19 protein-coding genes are annotated in these 20,618 nt (G+C 63.7%); 1 reads left to right on the top strand and 18 read right to left on the bottom strand.

What is annotated here, in order from left to right; all coding sequences use genetic code 11:
* Positions 1-6: 6 nt before the first annotated feature.
* The 3 genes from BG83_RS0113570 to BG83_RS0113560 all read right to left on the bottom strand — a co-directional run bounded on the left by BG83_RS0113570 (position 7) and on the right by BG83_RS0113560 (position 2,721).
* Positions 7-954 (bottom strand): alpha/beta hydrolase, encoded by a 948-nt coding sequence (locus tag BG83_RS0113570; RefSeq protein WP_024977238.1) that lies wholly within the window; start codon positions 952-954, stop codon positions 7-9.
* 142 nt (positions 955-1,096) lie between these two features.
* On the bottom strand, positions 1,097-1,558 hold the full coding sequence (locus BG83_RS0113565; RefSeq protein WP_024977237.1) for a CoA-binding protein: 462 nt from the start codon (positions 1,556-1,558) through the stop codon (positions 1,097-1,099).
* Between the two features lie 20 nt (positions 1,559-1,578).
* Positions 1,579-2,721: an RsiV family protein gene (locus tag BG83_RS0113560; protein WP_024977236.1), complete on the bottom strand. Its 1,143-nt coding sequence runs from the start codon at positions 2,719-2,721 to the stop codon at positions 1,579-1,581.
* Between the two features lie 588 nt (positions 2,722-3,309).
* Here BG83_RS0113560 and BG83_RS0113555 point away from each other — a divergent pair.
* Complete coding sequence (locus tag BG83_RS0113555; protein ID WP_024977235.1) at positions 3,310-5,712, top strand: DUF6600 domain-containing protein; 2,403 nt, start codon at positions 3,310-3,312, stop codon at positions 5,710-5,712.
* Positions 5,713-5,808: 96 nt separating this feature from the next.
* Here BG83_RS0113555 and BG83_RS0113550 read toward each other — a convergent pair whose 3' ends face one another.
* From BG83_RS0113550 to BG83_RS0113480, 15 genes are all read right to left on the bottom strand, one after another.
* A complete protein-coding gene (locus tag BG83_RS0113550) occupies positions 5,809-6,225 on the bottom strand; it encodes a F0F1 ATP synthase subunit epsilon (RefSeq protein WP_009239559.1) in 417 nt (138 codons plus the stop codon).
* 91 nt (positions 6,226-6,316) lie between these two features.
* Positions 6,317-7,720, bottom strand: coding sequence for a F0F1 ATP synthase subunit beta (gene atpD, locus BG83_RS0113545; protein ID WP_024977234.1), 1,404 nt, complete (start codon positions 7,718-7,720; stop codon positions 6,317-6,319).
* Between the two features lie 42 nt (positions 7,721-7,762).
* A complete protein-coding gene (atpG, locus tag BG83_RS0113540) occupies positions 7,763-8,638 on the bottom strand; it encodes a F0F1 ATP synthase subunit gamma (protein WP_024977233.1) in 876 nt (291 codons plus the stop codon).
* Between the two features lie 64 nt (positions 8,639-8,702).
* Positions 8,703-10,244, bottom strand: coding sequence for a F0F1 ATP synthase subunit alpha (atpA, locus tag BG83_RS0113535; protein WP_024977232.1), 1,542 nt, complete (start codon positions 10,242-10,244; stop codon positions 8,703-8,705).
* Positions 10,245-10,317: 73 nt separating this feature from the next.
* Positions 10,318-10,854: a F0F1 ATP synthase subunit delta gene (locus BG83_RS0113530; RefSeq protein ID WP_009239555.1), complete on the bottom strand. Its 537-nt coding sequence runs from the start codon at positions 10,852-10,854 to the stop codon at positions 10,318-10,320.
* Between the two features lie 2 nt (positions 10,855-10,856).
* Positions 10,857-11,327, bottom strand: a complete 471-nt coding sequence (locus BG83_RS0113525; RefSeq protein ID WP_024977231.1) for a F0F1 ATP synthase subunit B — start codon at positions 11,325-11,327, stop codon at positions 10,857-10,859.
* 106 nt (positions 11,328-11,433) lie between these two features.
* On the bottom strand, positions 11,434-11,700 hold the full coding sequence (gene atpE / locus BG83_RS0113520) for a F0F1 ATP synthase subunit C (RefSeq protein WP_003262709.1): 267 nt from the start codon (positions 11,698-11,700) through the stop codon (positions 11,434-11,436).
* An 83-nt stretch (positions 11,701-11,783) separates the two neighbouring features.
* Positions 11,784-12,665: a F0F1 ATP synthase subunit A gene (gene atpB, locus BG83_RS0113515; protein ID WP_024977230.1), complete on the bottom strand. Its 882-nt coding sequence runs from the start codon at positions 12,663-12,665 to the stop codon at positions 11,784-11,786.
* 232 nt (positions 12,666-12,897) lie between these two features.
* The gene (locus BG83_RS0113510; RefSeq protein WP_024977229.1) at positions 12,898-13,446 is read right to left on the bottom strand and encodes an ATP synthase subunit I; all 549 of its coding nucleotides are present in this window, start codon (positions 13,444-13,446) and stop codon (positions 12,898-12,900) included.
* Between the two features lie 352 nt (positions 13,447-13,798).
* A complete protein-coding gene (locus BG83_RS0113505) occupies positions 13,799-14,710 on the bottom strand; it encodes a ParB/RepB/Spo0J family partition protein (RefSeq protein WP_024977228.1) in 912 nt (303 codons plus the stop codon).
* A gap of 17 nt (positions 14,711-14,727) precedes the next feature.
* Positions 14,728-15,516 carry a ParA family protein gene (locus tag BG83_RS0113500; RefSeq protein WP_024977227.1) on the bottom strand — a complete coding sequence of 263 codons (789 nt, stop codon included), beginning with the start codon at positions 15,514-15,516 and terminating at the stop codon, positions 14,728-14,730.
* A gap of 37 nt (positions 15,517-15,553) precedes the next feature.
* On the bottom strand, positions 15,554-16,222 hold the full coding sequence (rsmG, locus tag BG83_RS0113495) for a 16S rRNA (guanine(527)-N(7))-methyltransferase RsmG (protein ID WP_024977226.1): 669 nt from the start codon (positions 16,220-16,222) through the stop codon (positions 15,554-15,556).
* Complete coding sequence (gene mnmG / locus BG83_RS0113490; protein WP_024977225.1) at positions 16,222-18,171, bottom strand: tRNA uridine-5-carboxymethylaminomethyl(34) synthesis enzyme MnmG; 1,950 nt, start codon at positions 18,169-18,171, stop codon at positions 16,222-16,224. The genes rsmG and mnmG overlap by 1 nt, the downstream gene beginning before the upstream one ends.
* A 461-nt stretch (positions 18,172-18,632) precedes the next feature.
* Positions 18,633-19,781: an ABC transporter substrate-binding protein gene (locus BG83_RS0113485; protein WP_024977224.1), complete on the bottom strand. Its 1,149-nt coding sequence runs from the start codon at positions 19,779-19,781 to the stop codon at positions 18,633-18,635.
* Positions 19,782-19,936: 155 nt separating this feature from the next.
* Positions 19,937-20,542, bottom strand: a complete 606-nt coding sequence (locus tag BG83_RS0113480) for a short chain dehydrogenase (RefSeq protein ID WP_024977223.1) — start codon at positions 20,540-20,542, stop codon at positions 19,937-19,939.
* Positions 20,543-20,618: the final 76 nt, after the last annotated feature.

Raw genomic sequence — 20,618 nt, 5'->3', positions numbered from 1 at the left:
CCCTGCTTATTCCTCGCTGATTATCCCGACGAATGCATGCGCTGCGCGGCGCATCCATTCGCGTGCGCGCTCGGCCTCGAACTGGATGCGCGCAAAGGCGTGCGTCATGCCGGAGGCTTCGATGGTGATGACCTGCGCGCCGTGCTGCACGAGGTAGTCGGCGTATTGCAGGCCGTCGTCGCGCAGCACGTCGTGCGCTGCCACGATAACGACGGTGTCTGGCGGCGTATATGCCGGCGCGCGCGCCATCAGGAAGATGCGCGCGTCGTGCTCGGCGAGTGGCTTGGCGAGGGCTTCTGCACCGATGTATTTCTCCCAGTACCAGCGCATTTCGTCACGCGTGAGGCCAGGGCCTTGTGCAAACGCGTTGTAGCTTTCGCTACCGAAAGCCGGCGTGGTAACGGGGTATAACAGGAACTGCGCGTTGACGAGGCCAGGACGCATGCCCTGCGCGGCCTGCACCGCAAGATGGCCGCCCGCGCTATCGCCACCCACGGCCAGAAACTCTGGATCGAAGTCGAGGTACGCGCGCTGCTCGGCTAGGTACGCGAGCGCGTCGCGTGCATCGTCCGCCGGCGTGGGAAACGCATGCTCGGGCGCGAGGCGGTAATCGACACTCACAACGGCGCAGCCCGTGTCTTGCGCGACCAATGCGGCCAGCATGCGATGCGTTGTGCGCGGCGCGCCGACCACCCAGCCACCACCGTGGAACCACACCAGCAAGCGCGGCGTGATCACGCCTTTTGGACGAAAGACGATGGCGTCGAGCGTGCGCCCCACGAGCGGCAGGCTGAGGTCTGAAACGTCAACGCCTTCGGGATCGGGCCGCTCGGATACCGCAGCAATCGCCTCAAAGCGCGCGCGCTGCGCGGGTGCGTCTTCAGGCGGGGGCAAGGCGCCGAACTGTTCGGCAAGGCGTTGGTAGAACTGCAGGATTTGCGGATCGACGGCCATGATGTAAGCAGGATGCAATGACCGCCAGAGTGTAGCGCGCCAGGTTGGCTGAACTCCCTTGATACGTCAGGAAGCGATCGTCAGCGAAACGTCTGCCCCCCCCCTGCGCCGTCGTGTTTGTCACAAGGCGTTGGAGCGGCATTCATTTTTGCTCGCCGACACCGAGTCGCCAGTGTTCGATCTTCGTGCAGCGGTCTTGCACGGCCGGAATGCCGGCGTTGCGCGCCACGGCCATCGCCTCGTCATTCACGATGCCGAGCTGCACCCAGATCCCACCCACGCCGAGCGTCACGGCTTCCTGTACGACGGGCAGAACCTGTTCTGAGCGCCGGAAGATATCGACCAGATCGATGCGCTGGCCGGCGGCGGCAAGCGTCGTCGCCGCTTCGGTGAGCGTGGCGTAGCAAGGCTCGCCGAGCACGTCTTCGCCTGCGTGCTGCGGGTTGACGGGCACGATGCGATAGCCGGCCTGCTGCAGATAGCGCGCCACGTCATAGCTGGGCCGCGTGAGACGCGGCGACAGCCCGACCACGGCGATGGTCTTGCCGGACAGCAGCCGGCGCATGGTGTCTTGCTCGTCGACGTAGGAAGGATTGGCGGACATGGTTGGCGATGCAGGTGCAATCAGGTTGTGGGCCGCTTGCATGCGGAGCCCAGGTCATCGAAGCGCACGGCGGCACGGAAGGCGCCCGACGAATACGGACCGACCTCATACGGCCCGTAGTGCACGACGATGCGGTCACCTTGCAGCGTAAACGGAAACGCGGCGTTACGCAGATCGCGCTCCTTGAGGGCGCCGCGCGGCGCATCGGGTGCGCCTTCGCGCTTGAGCGCATCGACAATCTGCGTATTGAAGCTCTGCAGGCAGGCGGATGTGGGGTTCAGCACATCGGCCAAGGCGATGGGCTGAAAGCCCTGCGCGCCGCGTCGCCAGTTGCCGGCTGTGAAGCTGTAGTTGCCGTGCGCGCCGCCGCTGTAGGCCCACACCATGCGCAAGAGGCTCACGGTGTCGCCCAGGCCGACGGCGCTGATGCGGATGACGCATTCGGTGTCGTATTGGTCGCACTTGCGCACGCGCAGCGATTGGATCAGCGCGTCGATGGCGGCATCGCCCGTCACCGGGTAGCGCTCGGTCAGCTTGGCTTGGCCGGAGGCGCCCGTGGCCTCCTGATAGCGCGCCACGCGCTGCAACGTGAAGGGCTGGCTGCGGCCACCGTCGCTCCAGGTGCCGGCGGCGGTGGTACCGTCGGCCGACAGCGCACCGGAGAGCGTGCCGCCCTCGCGCACGACGGACTGGCCGGCCGCATCAAGCGCTTCTGCGCGCTCGCGCCACACGAAGCGGCGCTCGGGCACATTGCGCCCTTCGATGGTCCAGAAGGCGCGGCCCTGGGGGCGGTCATCGTAGGCTTCGCCGGTCAGCGTGTCGGCCACGGGGTCCTTGTCTTTGTCCTGCTCTTTGGGTGGCGGGTCGTACACGTTCAACCAGACGTTCCAGCCAGGGCTGTCGGCGCCCTTTCCTACTGCGCCCTGCCAGAAACTGCCCGCCGGGCGCTCGGGCTGCTCTTTCGTTTTTGCAAGAGGGACGGTTGGCACAGAAGCAACAGGTGCGGAGGCGGCTGGCGCACTCGCGGACGCACTAGGGGGAGCAGAAGCCCCTTCGATGCCGGCCTGTGCGGCGCCCGCCGCGCTGAGTGCCCCCATCAAGGTAACAAAAACGCCCACTGCTCTCGACTTCTGCAACACATGGTGCATCGCATGCCTGTGCATGCCTCCCTCCTATGAACCCGACACCCCAGACTAGGACACCCCCCGCTGGTTCGCCTTTTCCCAAGCCCCGTCTGCCTAAGCGGCAAAGCGATGGGACTGTGCAGGTGCAGCAGGCGTTCCCTGAGCAGCCCCTCCAGGCGCTTTTGAGCTCACACGAAGCGGCTTTTACCGCGCTTGCATTCGATTGCAATCCGACACACTTTGTTACGCCTCGGGGCCACCCCGTCACCCACAATGCCTTCGCACCCCAGCGTTTGTGTCCAATTGTTGTGCGCTATATCAGGCCCGCGACGGCGGCGACACAGTCCCCGGGTGCAAGGTTACCCCCTCCTTTCGAATTGACCCCTCGAAGGGATTTCCCGTCCGCGCGGTGCTCCCCGGCCCGCGCGCTTTTTTTTGTGCGCGCAATTCGCGCGCCTGCCCGCCTGCTTCCCGCCTTTCCCCAGCGCTCTGGGTGCGGCCGATCCGTCTATCGGCTTCCCGCGTTACGAAACACGCTCTTACAAAGGCAAGTCGACCCCTCGACGCCTGCCGCGTTAAATGGAGACATCCACGCGGCACAGGCCGCCATAAAAACGAGGGCTCATCATGTCCAATCTTTCCCGTCGTTCTCCGCTCTCCGGTGTACGGCTGCCGCATGTGTTGCGCGCGGTAGGTGTTGCCGCCGTGCTGCTCGTCTGCGGTGCGCAGGCTGCGATGGCCGCTGATCCGGCTTCGCGGGTGGCGCGGCTGTCGGATTTTTCCGGCACGGTGAGCTTCGCGCCCGCCGGCTCCGATGATTGGGCCGGCGCCTCGCTCAACCGCCCGCTCACCACTGGCGACCGCCTGTGGTCGGACCAGGGCAGCCACAGCGAGCTGCACGTCGGGTCCACGGCGTTGCGCCTGGGCCAGAACACCGGCGCCACACTCGTCGACCTGGACGACCGCAACACCCAGGTGAAACTCACCCAAGGCGCCCTGTCGGTTCGCGTGCGTTCGCTGCCCGCCGACCAAACCATCGAGATCGACACGCCCAACCTAGCCTTCACACCGCAGGCACCGGGCGAATACCGTCTCGACGTCGCACCCGATGGCTCCAGCACGACCGTCACCGTGTGGCATGGCCAGGGCACAGCCTACGGCGATGACCGCTCCGCACCGCTGGGCGCCGGTCAGCAAATCCGCTTTGGCGGCACCGACCTCGCCGAGGCCGGCGGCACCGACAACCCGGGCCGCGACGCCTTCGACCGCTGGGCGGAATCGCGCGATGCCCGCGAAGACGCTTCCATGTCCGCCCGCTACGTCGGCCGCGAAATGACCGGTTACGAAGCCCTCGACGACAACGGCACATGGCGTGAAGAAGACGGCTATGGCGCCGTGTGGGTACCGCGTGCCGTGCCCGCCGGCTGGGCCCCGTATCGCACAGGCCATTGGGCGTGGGTAGCGCCCTGGGGCTGGACGTGGGTCGATGACGCGCCGTGGGGTTTCGCGCCTTTCCACTACGGCCGTTGGGCGTATGTCGGCTCCACCTGGTGCTGGGTGCCCGGGCCGGTGGTGCCGCGTCCGGTCTATGCGCCGGCACTCGTCGGTTTCGTGGGCGGCGGAGGTGGCGGCGGCGTGAGCTGGGGGATCAACATCTCGATCGGCTCGCCGGGTGTGGCGTGGTTCCCGCTTGCGCCGGGCGAGGCATATCGCCCCGTGTACGCGGCCAGCCCGACGTACGTGACGAACATCAACCGCACGGTGGTGGTGAACAACGTTACGGTCAACAAGACCATCATCAACAACACCAACGTGACCAACGTTCGAAACGTGAACCGGGTCACGTACGTCAACGCGAACAACCCGGCCGCCCTGACTGCCGTGCCCGCCAAGACGTTCGTGAACGGCCAGCCGGTCGGCCCCGCCATGACGCATCTGCGGCCGGAACAACTGCGCGCGCAGATGGCGCACGCGCAGTTTGTGTCGACGCCGGCGTTGGCACCAGTGCGTGCCAGCCTGGTGGGCGCAGCGGCCAATGGCGGGCCGCATCAGTTGCCGCCGCCGCAGGCGTTTGCACGTCAGGCGATTGCGGTGCGCGCACCCGCCGTGCCGGCAGGCGGGCACGATGCGTTGGCAGAACGGTTCCGCTCCCAAGGTGGTGCGGTCCCGGGCGCTGGCCCGGCGTGGACGGGCGGCAACGTGGGAGCCCGCGTTGCGCCGGTGCGGGGTCACGCCAATATGGGAATTCCGACCCCACCCGCGGCTGCACAGGCCGCGGGTCTACGGCTGACTCGCGCCGCACCGAGTGGGTCGAACGGGCCGAATATGCCCGCACACGCCGGTAACGAGCCAGGCCGACCGGCGGAACAACACGGCCCGAATGGTCCGCAAGGATTGATGGGCTCCCCGAACCCGCAGGGCACACCGGCGCAGCATGGCGGCCAGCCTGGACCGGCTCCGCGGGCCCTCATGGCCCCCGACGCGATCAACCGTCCACGCCCGTTGCCGGGTGCCGCCGCACCGCAGGAGCGGCCGGGGCAACCGCAGACTGCACCTGCACCACAAGGCCCGGCCGGCATGACGACGCGTCCGCCGCAGCGCGAAGGCGCGCCCGGTACACCGCGTGACGAGCGCCGCGCCTTCGAACCGCGTCCGCAACTGCCGCAGCCCGGACCACAAGCGCAGCGTCCTCAACCGCAACCGCAACGCGGTGGCCAGGAGCCGAATCGCTTCAACGGCAACCCGGCACCGGTCATGCAGGAGCGTCCGCACAACGAGCCGCCGCAGATGCGCGCACGCCCGGAGCCTGAACAGCGCCGGCCGGAACCGCACATGGAAGCCCCGCGTCCCGCACCGCAACCGCACGTTGAGATGCGCCCGCCGCAACCGCAGGTCCAGCCGCGTCCGCCTGAGGCCCGTCCGCCGCAACCTCAACCGCAGACCCAACCGCCTCGGCAGGAACACCACGAAGCCCAACCGCATCCGCAAGGCAATCGCGGTGAAGAAAAGCGCGAAGGTGAGCACCGCTGACCAAGTGCCGCGCCAGTTCGCAGGCAAAAAAAAGCAGCCCTTCGGGGCTGCTTTTTCGTCTGCGCCGGCCGATGACACCGGCCAACACACACTTGCTTAGCGCTTGCGACGCAGGCGCGCGATCGCTGCAAGCTGCGCAGCGGCCACGGCCAGTTCACCTTGCGCACGGGCCAGATCCAGATCGCTGCTTTGATTCTGGAGCGCCTCTTCGGCCGCACGCTTGGCTTCGTTCGCCTTGGCTTCGTCCAGGTCGTGACCGCGGATTGCGGTATCGGCCAGCACGGTCACCTTCTTCGGCTGCACTTCGAGAATGCCACCGGCAACGAACACGAACTCTTCGCCGCCATCTTCCTTCTCGATGCGCACGGCGCCCGGCTTGATGCGCGTGATCAGCGGCGTGTGACCGGGCAGAATGCCCAGCTCGCCGGCTTCGCCGGGCAGCGCCACAAACTTGGCATTGCCGGAGAAGATCTCGTGCTCAGCGCTGACGACGTCTACATGAATGGTTGCCATCTCGATTCCTTTGCTCAGAAAAGCGGCTTCCTGAATGGGCCTCAGGAAGCCAGTACTGGCCCCGGCTTACGCGCGGCGCCAGACGTTGCTCTTACTGGAGCTTCTTGGCCTTCTCGAAGGCTTCGTCGATCGAGCCGACCATGTAGAACGCCTGTTCCGGCAGGTGATCGCACTCGCCGTCCACCAGCATCTTGAAGCCGCGGATGGTTTCCTTCAGCGGCACGTACTTGCCCGGCGAGCCCGTGAACACTTCGGCCACGTGGAACGGCTGCGACAGGAAACGCTGGATCTTACGAGCACGGCCCACGGCCAGCTTGTCTTCCGGCGACAGTTCGTCCATGCCCAGAATCGCGATGATGTCGCGCAGTTCCTTATAGCGCTGCAGCGTCTTCTTCACGCGGTCGGCGACTTCGTAGTGCTCCTGGCCAACCACTTGCGGGTCGAGCTGGCGCGAGGTCGAGTCCAGCGGATCCACTGCGGGGTAGATACCCAGTGCAGCGATGTCACGCGACAGCACGACGGTCGAGTCCAGGTGCAGGAAGGTCGTTGCCGGCGACGGGTCGGTCAAGTCATCGGCAGGCACGTACACGGCCTGGATCGACGTGATCGAGCCAGTCTTGGTCGACGTAATACGCTCCTGCAGCTTGCCCATTTCTTCAGCCAGCGTCGGCTGATAGCCCACGGCGGAAGGCATACGGCCCAGCAGTGCCGACACTTCAGTACCGGCCAGCGTGTAGCGGTAGATGTTGTCGACAAAGAACAGGATGTCACGGCCTTCGTCACGGAAGCGCTCGGCCATCGTCAGGCCGGTCAGCGCCACGCGCAGACGGTTGCCCGGCGGCTCGTTCATCTGGCCGAACACCATGGCCACCTTGTCGAGCACGTTGGAGTCCTTCATTTCGTGGTAGAAGTCGTTGCCCTCACGGGTACGCTCGCCCACGCCAGCAAACACCGACAAGCCCGAGTGCTGCTTGGCGATGTTGTTGATCAGCTCCATCATGTTCACGGTCTTGCCGACGCCGGCGCCACCGAACAGACCAACCTTACCGCCCTTGGCGAACGGGCAGACCAGGTCGATCACCTTGATGCCGGTTTCCAGCAGGTCCACCGACGGCGACAGCTCGTCGAACTTCGGGGCCTTCTGGTGAATCGCGCGCTTTTCGTCGCAGGCGATCGGGCCGGCTTCGTCAATCGGACGACCCAGCACATCCATGATGCGGCCCAGCGTGCCGTGACCGACCGGCACCGAGATCGGCGCACCAGTGGTCGCCACACGCATGCCGCGACGCAGACCGTCGGACGAACCCAGCGCAATGGTACGCACCACGCCGTCGCCCAGCTGTTGTTGCACTTCGAAGGTCAGGCCCTTCTCGGCGAACGAAGCGTCGTTGCTGTCATCCAGCACCAGCGCCTCGTAGACCTTCGGCATCGCGTCGCGCGGGAACTGAATGTCCACCACGGCGCCGATGCACTGCACGATATTTCCGTTTGCGATACTCATTTGTATCTCCAATAACTTGATTCTTTGCCGTGGCTATCAGACTGCCGCTGCGCCGCTGACGATTTCGGACAGTTCCTTCGTGATCGCTGCCTGACGGGTCTTGTTGTAGACCAGTTGCAGTTCGCCGATCACGTTCTTCGCATTGTCCGAAGCCGCCTTCATCGCAACCATCCGGGCCGATTGCTCGGACGCCATGTTCTCGGCCACCGCCTGGTACACCAGCGCCTCGACGTAGCGGATCAGCAGCTCGTCGACCACCGTTTGTGCGTCCGGCTCGTAGATGTAATCCCACGAGTAGGCCTGCTTCTCGGCATCGCTCTGTGCGAGCTTGTCGGCGGTCAGGGGCAGCAGCTGCTCGACCACCGGTTCCTGCTTCATCGTGTTGATGAAGCGGGTGTACGCGAGGTACACGGCATCGATCTGGCCTGCGTTGAACGCGTCCAGTTGCACCTTGATCGCGCCGATCAGCTTTTCCAGATGCGGCGTGTCGCCCAGATGCACGACGTTCGAGACCACCTTCGCACCGACGCGGCCCAGGAACTGCATACCCTTGGTACCGATGGCGGTGGTTTGCGTCTCAACGCCCTTGTTCTGCAGATCGCGCAGTTGGGTGGTGACGGCACGCAGCACGTTTGTGTTCAAGCCACCGCACAGGCCCTTGTCCGTCGTCACCACGATCAGGCCGGCACGCTTGACGTCGCGCGCAACCATGAACGGGTGCTTGTACTCCGGATTGGCCAGTGCCATGTGCGCAGCCACGTTGCGGATCTTCTCAGCGTACGGGCGGGCAGCGCGCATCCGTTCCTGCGCCTTGCGCATCTTGGATGCGGCGACCATTTCCATCGCCTTGGTGATCTTGCGCGTGTTTTGCACGCTCTTGATCTTGGTGCGGATTTCTTTTGTTCCGGCCATTTCTTCCTCTCCGTTCAAACCTGGTCACGCAGGCTACGCGCGACCAGTTTCGGGAATGACGCGGTTAGAACGCGGCGGACTTCTTGAAATCCTCGATCGCGGCACGCAGGGCAGCTTCATCTTCCTTCGAAAGATCTTTCGTATCTTCGATGCGGTTGATGAGGTCGGCGTACTTCGTCTTCAGCGTGTCGTGCAGGCCCTTTTCGAAAGCCAGGATGTCCTTCACGTCCACGTTGTCGAGGAAGCCGTTGTTGGCTGCGTACAGCGACGCGGCCAGCTGCCACACTTGCAGCGGCTGGTATTGCGGCTGCTTGAGCAGTTCGGTCACGCGGCGGCCGCGCTCGAGCTGCTTGCGGGTCGCTTCGTCCAGGTCCGAAGCAAACTGCGCGAACGCAGCCAGTTCACGGTACTGGGCCAAGTCGGTACGGATACCGCCGGACAGCTTCTTGATGACCTTGGTCTGAGCGGCACCACCCACACGCGACACCGAAATACCGGCGTTGATTGCGGGGCGCACACCTGCGTTGAACAGGTCGGTTTCCAGGAAGATCTGACCGTCGGTAATCGAGATCACGTTGGTCGGAACGAATGCCGACACGTCGCCGGCCTGCGTTTCGATCACGGGCAGTGCGGTCAGCGAACCGGTCTTGCCCTTGACTTCACCGTTGGTGATCTTCTCGATGTGCTCGGCGTTCACACGTGCAGCACGCTCCAGCAGACGCGAGTGCAGATAGAACACGTCGCCCGGGTAAGCTTCACGGCCAGGCGGACGGCGCAGCAGCAGCGAAACCTGGCGGTACGCCCAAGCTTGCTTGGTCAGATCGTCATACACGATCAGGGCGTCTTCGCCGCGGTCGCGGAAGTATTCGCCCATCGTGCAGCCGGCGTAGGCCGACAGGTACTGCATGGCAGCCGAGTCGGAAGCGGCAGCAGCCACCACGATCGTGTAGTCCAGCGCGCCGTGCTCTTCGAGCTTGCGCACCACGTTGGCGATCGTCGAAGCCTTCTGGCCGATTGCCACGTACACGCAGAAGATGCCCTTGCCCTTCTGGTTGATGATGGCGTCGACTGCCACAGCGGTCTTGCCGGTCTGACGGTCGCCAATGATCAGCTCACGCTGGCCACGGCCGATCGGCACCATTGCGTCGATCGACTTCAGACCGGTCTGCACCGGCTGGCTCACCGATTGACGTGCGATCACGCCCGGAGCGACCTTTTCGATCACGTCCGTCTTCTTGGCGTTGATCGGGCCCTTGCCGTCGATCGGCTGACCCAGTGCGTTGACCACGCGGCCCAGCAGTTCCGGGCCAACCGGCACTTCCAGAATGCGGCCCGTGCACTTGACTTCGTCGCCTTCGGAAATGTGCTCGTATTCACCCAGCACCACAGCGCCGACAGAGTCGCGCTCGAGGTTCAGCGCGAGGCCGAACGTGTTGCCCGGAAATTCCAGCATTTCGCCTTGCATCACGCCCGACAGGCCATGAATGCGGCAGATACCGTCCGTCACGGAAATGACCGTGCCGGTGTTCTTTGCGTCAGCGCCAGCCTTCAAGCCCTCGATACGGGTCTTGATCAGGTCGCTGATCTCGGAGGGGTTCAGTTGCATCGAATGCTCCTAATTCTTCAATCTGTCTGCGGGCGCGATATCGTCGATTGCATCGGCGCCTCGCGAAACAGCATTACGCGGCGGTCAGCGCAGACTGCATCTGCGTCAGGCGCGCGCGCACCGAGGTGTCGAGCACTTCGTCGCCAATCTGCACACGCACGCCGCCGATCAACGAAGGATCGACGCTCACGTGAGCCTGCAGCTTCTTGCCGAACTTGCGTTCGAGCGTGGCGACCAGTTCGGTCAGGGGCGCGCCCTCAAGCGGGAACGCACTGGTGATCTCGACGTCGGCGGCGCCTTCGCTGGCATTCCGCAGCACATGGAATTGCGCGGCAATTTCCGGCAGCAGCGACAGACGCTTGTTGGCCACCAGCAGGCCAACCAGTTCCTTCGCCTCATGCGAAACCGGAGATTTCAGCGCCGACAGGAAGATCCCCGCCACATCGGCTTTGGAGAGCTTCGGATCATCGGCGACTGCCTTCATGTCGGGCACGGCGGCAATTTGCCCCATCTCCGACACGAGCTCAGACCATGCACCCAGATTGCCGGCCTTCGCCACGCGGAACAGCGCCTCTGCGTACGGACGGGCAACGGTTGCGAGTTCTGCCATGATTACAGCTCAGCCTTGAGTTGATTGAGCAGATCGGTGTGGACCTGCGCATTGACTTCACGCTTGAGGATCTGCTCGGCACCCTTGACGGCCAGCACAGCAACCTGGTCACGCAGCGATTCACGCGCGCGCACGGTTTGCTGCTCGGCTTCTGCCTTGGCTTGCGCGATGATGCGCGCGGCTTCGGCCTGGGCGTTTTGCTTGATCTCGTCGGCGCTCATCTGGGCGCGCTTTTCAGCGTCCGCGATGCGTTGCGCGCCTTCATTGCGCGCTTCGGTCAGTGCCTGGTCGACCCGCTTGTTGGCCAGCTCCAGCTCAGCCTTGCCCTTATCGGCAGCGGCCAGGCCATCGGCGATTTTCTTCGCGCGTTCGTCGAGCGCCTTCACCAGGGGCGGCCAAATGAATTTGGCAACAACCCACCACAGGATGAAGAACACGACCATCTGCGCGACGAGTGTGGCGTTCAGGTTCATGGTGTGTTCCTTTCGGTATTGAGACTACGGATCAATGCACGAAGCGGCGAGGGTCACGCGTAGCGTTCACCCAGGCCGCCTCCGGCATCATGCAGACCGAAAAGAATTACTTGATGACCGACAGCAGCGGGTTGGCGAACGCGAACAGCATGGCCACACCAACACCGATCAGGAATGCCGCGTCGATCAGGCCAGCCAGCAGGAACATCTTGGTTTGCAGCGGGTTCATCAGTTCAGGCTGACGTGCGCAGGCTTCGATGTACTTGCCGCCCATCAGTGCGATGCCGAGGCAGGCGCCGATAGCACCCAGGCCAATGATGATGCCGATACCGATGGCGGTCAGACCTTGGATGTTGGCGAGAAATGCTTGCATGATGACTCCCTTTTACGTGAAAGACTAAGAACTTGAGAACTTGGAAAAATCAAACGGAACCGGAGAACCTGAACCGCAACTACTTAGTGGTGTTCATGTGCCTGGCCGATATACACCAGCGTCAGCATCATGAAGATGAAGGCTTGCAGCAGCACGATCAGGATGTGGAAGATCGCCCACACTGCACCCGCCACCACGTGACCCACGAAACCCAGTGCCGACGTGTCAGCACCGAACGTCCAGATCGAGCCAAGCAGCGCGATCAGCAGGAACACCAGTTCGCCCGCGTACATGTTGCCGAACAACCGCATGCCCAGCGACACAGCCTTGGCGAGGAATTCAATGATGTTGAGGATCAGGTTGAACGGCGCGAGGTACCACTTGGCGCCGAACGGTGCTGACAGCAGCTCGTGCGCAAAGCCGCCAGCGCCCTTGATCTTGAAGCTGTAGTAGATCATCAGAATCAGCACGGCGAACGACATGCCGAACGTACCGTTCAGGTCAGCCGTGGCCACCGCGCGGTGGTGCGGCACGTGCACACCGAAGGTACCGAGGAGGTGGTTGACGCCCGTGACCCAGTCCACGGGGATCAAGTCGACTGCGTTCATCAGCGTGACCCACACGAAGACCATCAGCGCCAACGGAGCAATCCAGGAACGATCGCCGTGGATGATGCCCTTGGCTTGGTCATCGACCATCTCGACGACGAGTTCAACGAAAGCCTGGAAGCGGCCAGGGACGCCGGAGGTGACGCGGCGTGCGGCGATGCCCAGGAAGATGATGCCGATCAGGCCCATCAACACGGACCAGAACATCGTGTCCCAGTTGATGACAGAGAAGTCGACGACGGAGGCCTGCTTGCCACCGATGCTATTGAAATTCTGCAAATGCTCCGCGATATACGCGGAAGGCGTAAGAGCGTGCTCGGCGGCGTGGCCGGCGGCTTCTGCGACTTCAGTTGCCATGATGATTCAGTCCAATATTGCGAAACATTCTTCGTGACCCGTTCCGACTCGCGCCCGATTCAACCAGGTTCCTCCTGGAGATCGCGGACTGCACGCGGCCGGAACGCGCCACCTTATTCTTGCGGAGTGTCAGCGCAATGAACCGGGGCTTCTCCTGCCTCAGGTTCCCGCTACATGCCAACACGTCCAGTGTGCCCGCCGTGTCGCGGTGGGCTGGAGCCGACTCAACGCGCTATCGCAGCGCGAGACCGACCCAATACATCTTGAGTGCCAGGATCAGGGTGATCAGCAAGGGCGGCCAATGCAGGCCCTTGAAGACAACCACCACGATCACCAGCAGCGCGACCGTGCCAAGCACCTTGATCGCTTCGCCCACCACAAGACGGGCGATGGATTCGAACCCCTTGGCCGTCGACAGCCGCATCGCGAACCATGCCGAAGGCACCACGCACACGCCGCCACCCAATAGAGCAGAAAGCGCAGCCTCGCCCGCTGACGCAGCGCCCATGCCCGTGAACCAACTGCCGACATACCAAGCGAGCGCACACAACAGTGTGATGGCCACCTGGCCGAGCACGATGGAAAAGGGCGTGATACGCGAGGCCTGCAGCGCCTGCTCACCGAACAGGGCGACCGCCTCGTCATGGGACAGCACATGCACCGGCGGCTCCGCCTTCTCCTCATCGTCCCAACTATCGAGCTTCGGGTCCTGCACCGACGCAGGCCGGGCGGCGTTCAACGAAGCGTAAGAATCGGGCCGTTGCCGGTCGGCTGGCTGCATGGAAGAATGTGCTTTCATCATGCCGCACCGCTTTGGGTCAGGCGGATTTAAAACCGCACGATTTTACGGGACATGGCGTTCGCCAGTCAACGCGCAAGCGAACGCTCGTGCGGGCGCCTTCGACAGCACTCCGCGCTGGCGCGTTCCATGCGGTGCGCGCAATGCGGTGCTGTTGCCGGGGCACCGAACCCGCCTGATGGAGCGGCACCCCGTTGATTCCATGATGGTGCTGGCGACACTCAGCGTCGATGACGCGCGAGGTAATCGCACCAATTCCGTGCCAAATGGCTGCCCACAAATGGCGCAACGACGCCAGCTCCACGTACATGCGTCAAACTGCCGCAGGCGAAATTTAGGCAGCCTCTTCGTCGCCATCGGGACGCAGGCGCGCCAGCAACCCGTCGAACTCGTCGAGACTGCTGAACTGCACGGTCAACTGACCACGGCCCTTCGCTGCCAGCTTGATCTGTACACCCAGGCCCAGTTGATCAGCCAATTCCTCTTCCAGGCGCGCGACGTCACGGCCGCCTTGGTGGCCGCCCTTCTGCTTCAGTGACTTCAGCTCAAACGGCTTGAGCGTCAACGCCACCAGTTTTTCCGTCTCTCGGACCGACAGGCGCTTGTTGACGATCTGGTTGGCCAATGTGATTTGCGTAGCACCATCAACGGCGAGCAACGCACGGGCGTGGCCCATATCCAGGTCGCCGGCCATCAGCATGGTCTGCACGGGCTGGGCGAGATTCAGTAGGCGTAGCAGGTTCGACACCGCACTGCGCGAACGCCCCACCGATTCCGCCGCTTGCTCATGTGTGAACTGGAATTCACGCACCAGGCGCGCGATGCCTTGCGCCTCTTCCAGCGGGTTCAGATCTTCGCGCTGGATGTTTTCGATCAGCGCCATGGCGGCGGCCGATTCATCCGGCACGTCCTTCACGAGCACGGGCACTTCGGTCAGGCCCGCAAGGCGCGATGCGCGGAAGCGGCGTTCACCCGCGATGATTTCGTACTTGGGCTTGGTGCCGTCGGACTCCACCTTGCGCACCAGAATCGGCTGCATCAGGCCCTGCGCGCGGATGCTCGCGGCGAGTTCCTGCAGCGCGCCTTCATCCATGCGCGTGCGCGGCTGATATTTGCCGGGCTGCATCTGCTCCAGCTTCAGCACAGTGGGCGCGCCCTCTTGCTTGGCAGCTTCGACAATCTCGGCGGGACTGCCGAGCAGCGCTTCGAGGCCTCGGCCCAGTCCCTTTTTCTTCATCGTGCTCATGTTGTTCCTCTTACCGCTCAGGCCGGCATCTCGGCCGCCATCTGCCGCACGCGCGCGATCATCTCGGCGCCGAAATCCAGATAGGCCCTGGCACCTTTCGATGCCACGTCAAACGCCACGCCCGGCATGCCGTACGACGGCGCTTCGGCCAGACGCACGTTGCGCGGAATGACCGTCTTGAACACCTTGTCGCCGAAATGCGATTCGAGCTGCGCCGATACCTGCTGCTGCAACGTCACGCGCGGGTCGAACATCACACGCAACAGACCGATCACCTTGAGCTCGCGGTTCAGGTTGGCGTGCACCTGCTTGATGGTGTTCACCAGATCCGACAGGCCTTCGAGCGCAAAGTACTCGCACTGCATCGGCACGACGACGCCGTGCGCGGCACACAGGCCGTTGAGCGTGAGCAGCGACAGCGACGGCGGGCAATCGATAAGGACGAAGTCGTAGTCGGCTTCTACCTCGGTGAGCGCAAGCTTGAGGCGGTTTTCGCGATGCTCTAGATCGACCAGCTCGACTTCGGCGCCGGCCAGGTCGCGGTTTGCGGGCAACACGTCATAGCGCCCGGCCTCGGAGCGCTGGCGCGCCTGCGGAATCGTCGCCAGCCCAACAAGCACTTGGTAGACGCTGAATTCGAGCGTGTGCTTGTCAATGCCCGAGCCCATCGAGGCGTTGCCCTGCGGGTCGAGGTCGACCAGCAGCACGCGCTGCCCTTGCGCGGCCAAACCGGCCGCAAGATTCACCGTGGTGGTGGTCTTGCCGACCCCACCCTTCTGGTTGGCGATCACGAAAATATTCGACATGACTCCTCTGCGGTGAATGGCTCGCTACAACGTTCGCTCACGCCGACGGCGCAAGGATGACCAAGTGACGCTCGGCCGGCAGCCCCGGCACGGTCAGGCGTTCGATGGCTTCGACGGTCCAGCCGGCGGGCAGGCGCTCGATTTCGGCATCCGGGCGCACACCCTTCATGGCGACCATGCGGCCGCCCGGGGCCAGCAGATGGCCAGCCAGATTCACGAAATCCACCAGCTCGGCGAAGGCGCGCGAGGTGATGACGCCGTAGCCGGTGGCATCAGCCAGTTTTTCCACGTGGCCCCAATGCGACTGGGCATTGGTCAGGCCAAGCTCAGCTCGGCACTGTGTCAGGAAGGCGGTCTTCTTTTGCACGATGTCGACCATCGTGACGCTCACATCTGGATAAGCGATGGCCAACGGAATACCGGGCAGGCCGCCACCCGAACCGACGTCCAGCACGCGCGGTGCGTCAGGTTGAGCACGGCGAGCCAGCTCAGCAATGCGCGACACGGCCGAGAGCGAATCCAGCAAGTGATGCGTCAGCATGTCGCCGGCGTCGCGAATGGCGGTCAGGTTATAGACGCGATTCCATTTGGCCAGCAGCCCTTGGTACGCCAGCAGGCGATCGACTTGCGCGCTGTCCAGCGACAAGCCAAGCGCGCGGGCGCCGGCTTCCAGCTCTGCCCGGGCGTCAGTCAGTGCATCCGCCATCAAGCTGCCTCGCCTTGGGAATCGGTGCGAGGGCCCACTTGGCCACGCAACACGCCCTTCTTCAAGTGTACGAGCAGCAGCGACACGGCGGCCGGCGTGACGCCGGAGATACGCGAAGCCTGCCCGATGGTCTCGGGCTTGTGTTTGGCCAGCTTCTGCTGCACCTCGATCGACAGACCGCGCACTTGTGAATAGTCGAAATCCGCAGGCAGACGAGTGTTCTCGTTCGCCCCCAGACGCTCGACTTCATCGGCTTGCCGGGCGATGTAGCCATGGTATTTGATGCCGATTTCGACCTGCTCGCGGATCTGCTCGGCCAGCAACGGATCTTCAGCCAACGGGGCTTCAAGCGCGTACTTGCCGCCTTGCATGCCCATGAGCGTTTCGTACGTCACGTTCGGGCGGCGCAGCAAGTCGGCCAGCGCGTACTCGCGCTCGATCCCCTTCCCAAGGACCGGCTCAGCGTCTTCCAACGGAAGCGTGGCCGGGTTCACCCAAGTCGACTTGAGTCGCTCTGTTTCACGTGAAACAGCGTCGCGCTTGCGGTTGAAGGCATCCCAGCGCGCATCGTCGACCACACCTAAGGTGCGGCCGACTTCGGTCAGGCGCATGTCGGCGTTGTCTTCGCGCAGGCTCAGGCGAAACTCAGCGCGGCTGGTGAACATGCGGTACGGCTCGGTCACGCCCCGGGTGATGAGGTCGTCGACGAGCACGCCCAGATAAGCCTGGTCGCGGCGCGGCGTCCAGGCGTCCTTGCCCTGCACCTGCAGGCCGGCGTTGATACCCGCCAGCAGACCTTGCGCTGCTGCCTCTTCGTAACCGGTCGTGCCGTTGATCTGGCCGGCGAAAAACAGGCCGGAAATCGCCTTGGATTCCAGCGAAGCCTTCAGCCCGCGCGGGTCAAAGTAGTCGTACTCGATGGCGTAACCGGGGCGCAGGATGTGGGCGTTCTCCAGCCCGCGCATCGAGTGGATCAAGTCGAGCTGAACATCAAACGGCAGGCTGGTCGACACGCCGTTCGGGTAAAACTCGTTGGTCGCCAGGCCCTCCGGCTCCAGAAAAATCTGATGGCTATCCTTGCTGGCGAAGCGGTGGATCTTGTCTTCGATGCTCGGACAATAGCGCGGCCCCACCCCTTCGATCACGCCCGTGTACATCGGGGAGCGGTCCAACCCGGCACGGATGATGTCGTGTGTGCGCTCGTTGGTATGCGTCACCCAGCACGGCACTTGGCGCGGATGCATGTCCGCGCGGCCCATGAACGAGAACACCGGCACCGGGTCGAGATCGCCCGGTTGCTCTTCCAGCACAGAAAAATTGATGGAGCGACCGTCAATACGCGGCGGCGTGCCGGTCTTGAGGCGCCCTTGCGGCAGCTTCAATTCCTTCAGACGCGCGGACAGCGACACCGCGGCGGGGTCCCCCGCGCGGCCGCCGGTGTAGTTGTTCAGCCCGACATGGATCTTGCCATCGAGGAACGTCCCCGCCGTCAGCACCACGGCACGTGCACGGAACTGCACGCCAACCTGCGTCACCGCCCCGACTACACGGTCGCCTTCCACCAGCAGATCTTCCACAGCCTGCTGGAACAGCATCAGGTTCGGCTGGTTTTCCAGCCGATGGCGGATGGCTGCCTTGTATAGCACGCGGTCCGCCTGGGCACGGGTCGCACGCACGGCCGGCCCCTTGCTGGAATTGAGGATACGGAATTGGATACCGCCCTCATCCGTTGCGATGGCCATGGCCCCGCCCAGCGCATCCACTTCCTTGACCAGATGGCCCTTGCCAATGCCTCCGATGGACGGATTGCAGCTCATCTGGCCCAGTGTCTCGATGTTGTGCGTCAGCAGCAGGGTCTGGCAACCCATGCGCGCCGCCGCCAAGGCGGCCTCGGTGCCGGCGTGTCCGCCGCCCACCACGATCACATCGAATTCAGTTGGATACAGCATGGCTTCCTCCTCGCATGGAGGCATCGAAAATTTGGAGAAGCGGAATTATAAGTCGCGCAGCTACACCGCAGTTCGACCATGCGGCAATCGAGACAAAATTCGCCCGCTTTTCGTGTTTCACGTGAAACATGCACCGCTTGTTGGCCACGTTTGTGTTTCACGTGAAACACATCAATCGGTTGACGTTCCGCCCTCGCTGCTCGAATGAGCACGAAGAAAATCGATGAAGACCCGAAGCCTGCCCGGCAAGCTGGGGCGGTGCGGGGGAAATAGAGATGAAGGCGATACATCGCCGGCGCGGCCGGTCTGAAGCTGACTGACGCGGGCCTCGCCGAAATCCGGGCTGCGTTGCCTAGACCACGGCATCGCCCGGTACCCCTCGCTAACGCTTGAGCCGCAAAAAACAAAACGCACGGCGCGAACCGTGCGTTTTGCGTGGAGCGATGACGTTGGCTACGCCGTCAGTTCTGCAGTTTCCACTTCCCGTCCTTGATCTCCACCATCACCCGCGCCCGCTGATCCAGCCCGAGGTGATCCTTCGCATTCATGTTCATCACGCCGTGCGAGATCGCCAGATTGGTCGTCGTCTCCATCGCATCGCGCAGCCCCTTGCGGAACGCCGGCGTGCCAGGTTGCCCTTTCTTCAGCGCCTCGGGCATCGCATGCGTGAACAACAACCCGGCATCCCACATGTGTCCGCCGAAGGTGGAGACCTGTCCGCCGTACGCCTTTTCATATGCCGTCTTGTACGCCAGCGCCGGCTTCTTCACCGGGTTGCTGTCGGGCAGTTGCTCGGCAACCAAGATCGGACCTGCCGGCAGGAAGGTGCCGTCGCAGTCCTTCCCGCACACTCGCAGGAAGTCGGCGTTCGCCACGCCGTGCGTCTGATACAGCTTGCCCTTGTAGCCCCGCTCCTTGAGCGCCCGCTCCGGCAGCGCGGCCGGCGTACCCGAGCCTGCGATCAGCACTGCGTCTGGATTGGCCGACATGATCTTCAGCACCTGCCCCGTCACCGACGTATCGGTGCGCGCAAAGCGCTCATTGGCAACAACCTTCAGCTTGCGCAGCCCCGCCACCTTGTCGAACTCCTGCGCCCACGAATCGCCATAGGCATCGGCAAAGCCGATCAGCGCGACGGTCTTCACGCCATGGTTGCCCATGTGTTCGGCAATGGCGGTCGCCATGTGCGAATCGTTTTGCGGCGTCTTGAACACCCACGCCCGCTTGGCGTCCATCGGCTCGATGATTCGCGCCGAGGCGGCCAGGGTGATCATCGGCGTTTCGCTCTCGGCCACCACATCCACCATCGCCAGCGAGTTCGGCGTGACGGTCGAGCCGATCACCAGGTCGACCTTGTCTTCGGTGATCAGCTTGCGCGTGTTCTTGACGGCAGTCGTCGTGTCAGACGCATCGTCGAGCACGATGTACTCGATCTTCTTCCCTGCGATTTCCTTGGGCAGCAGCGCCACGGTGTTCTTTTCCGGAATGCCGAGCGAGGCGGCCGGCCCCGTGGCGGACACCGTGATGCCGACCTTCACCTGGGCGAATGCCGTGCCTGCCAACAGCGCCGTTGCGGCGAGTGCAATGCGGGATGCGCGCGAAACCTTCATGCCGTCTCCTGAGATATGCCGAGCGGGTCTGCGCCCGCCCTGAATCTGCGATTGGCCGACCGCTGGGTCGGGGATGAACGAGTCTAGAAGGAGTCACGCCACGCGGGCAAGGGGGAGATACCCCGAACCTTAACGTGTTCACGACCTAGGCAGATTCAGCCTACGCGGTACACCCGCCCGCTCTGCACACCTTCCACGCTGCGCCGGTACGCCAGCGCCGCACGCGCTGCCGGCACGGGTTCGAAGCCGGGAAAGAACGGGCCGTATGCGCCCATCGATTCGGTCAGCACCGTCGGGCTCACTGCGTTGATGCGGATACCGCGCGGCAGCTCGCACGCGGCGGCGCGCACGAAACCCTCGACGGCAGAGTTCACGGCGGTCGCGTTGGCGCCCTGTGCAATCGGCTCCTGCCCGACGATGCCGGTGGTGAGCGTGATCGATCCACCATCGTTCAGATAATGCTGGCCGACCAGCGCCAGGCGCACCTGCCCGAGCAGCTTGTCCTGCAGGCCGACGTTGAAATCCGCTGCGGTCATCTTGGTGAGCGGCCCGAAGAACAGGTTGCCGGCGGTGGAGACGATCGCGTCCACACGGCCAAGCCTGTCGAACAGCGCGGCCACGCTGTCAGCGTTGGTGATGTCGACCTGGTGCTCGCCCTGCGTGCGTCCGACACGGATGATCGCGTGCGCACCGCCCTGCTCCAGTTCCGCAACCACGGCGCGGCCAAGCGTGCCGCTGGCGCCAATCACGACGATTTTCATACTCTGCTCCTTCACAAATCCGGTTGGAATGGCGCCCATTCTTGGCCGAACCTCCCATTCGATAAAGCCGTGATAC

It is taken from the genome of Ralstonia pickettii, from assembly GCF_000607165.1.
Lineage (GTDB): Bacteria > Pseudomonadota > Gammaproteobacteria > Burkholderiales > Burkholderiaceae > Ralstonia > Ralstonia holmesii.
The sequence above is the reverse complement of the archived record's forward strand: the minus strand, read 5'-3'. Positions and strand labels throughout refer to the sequence as shown.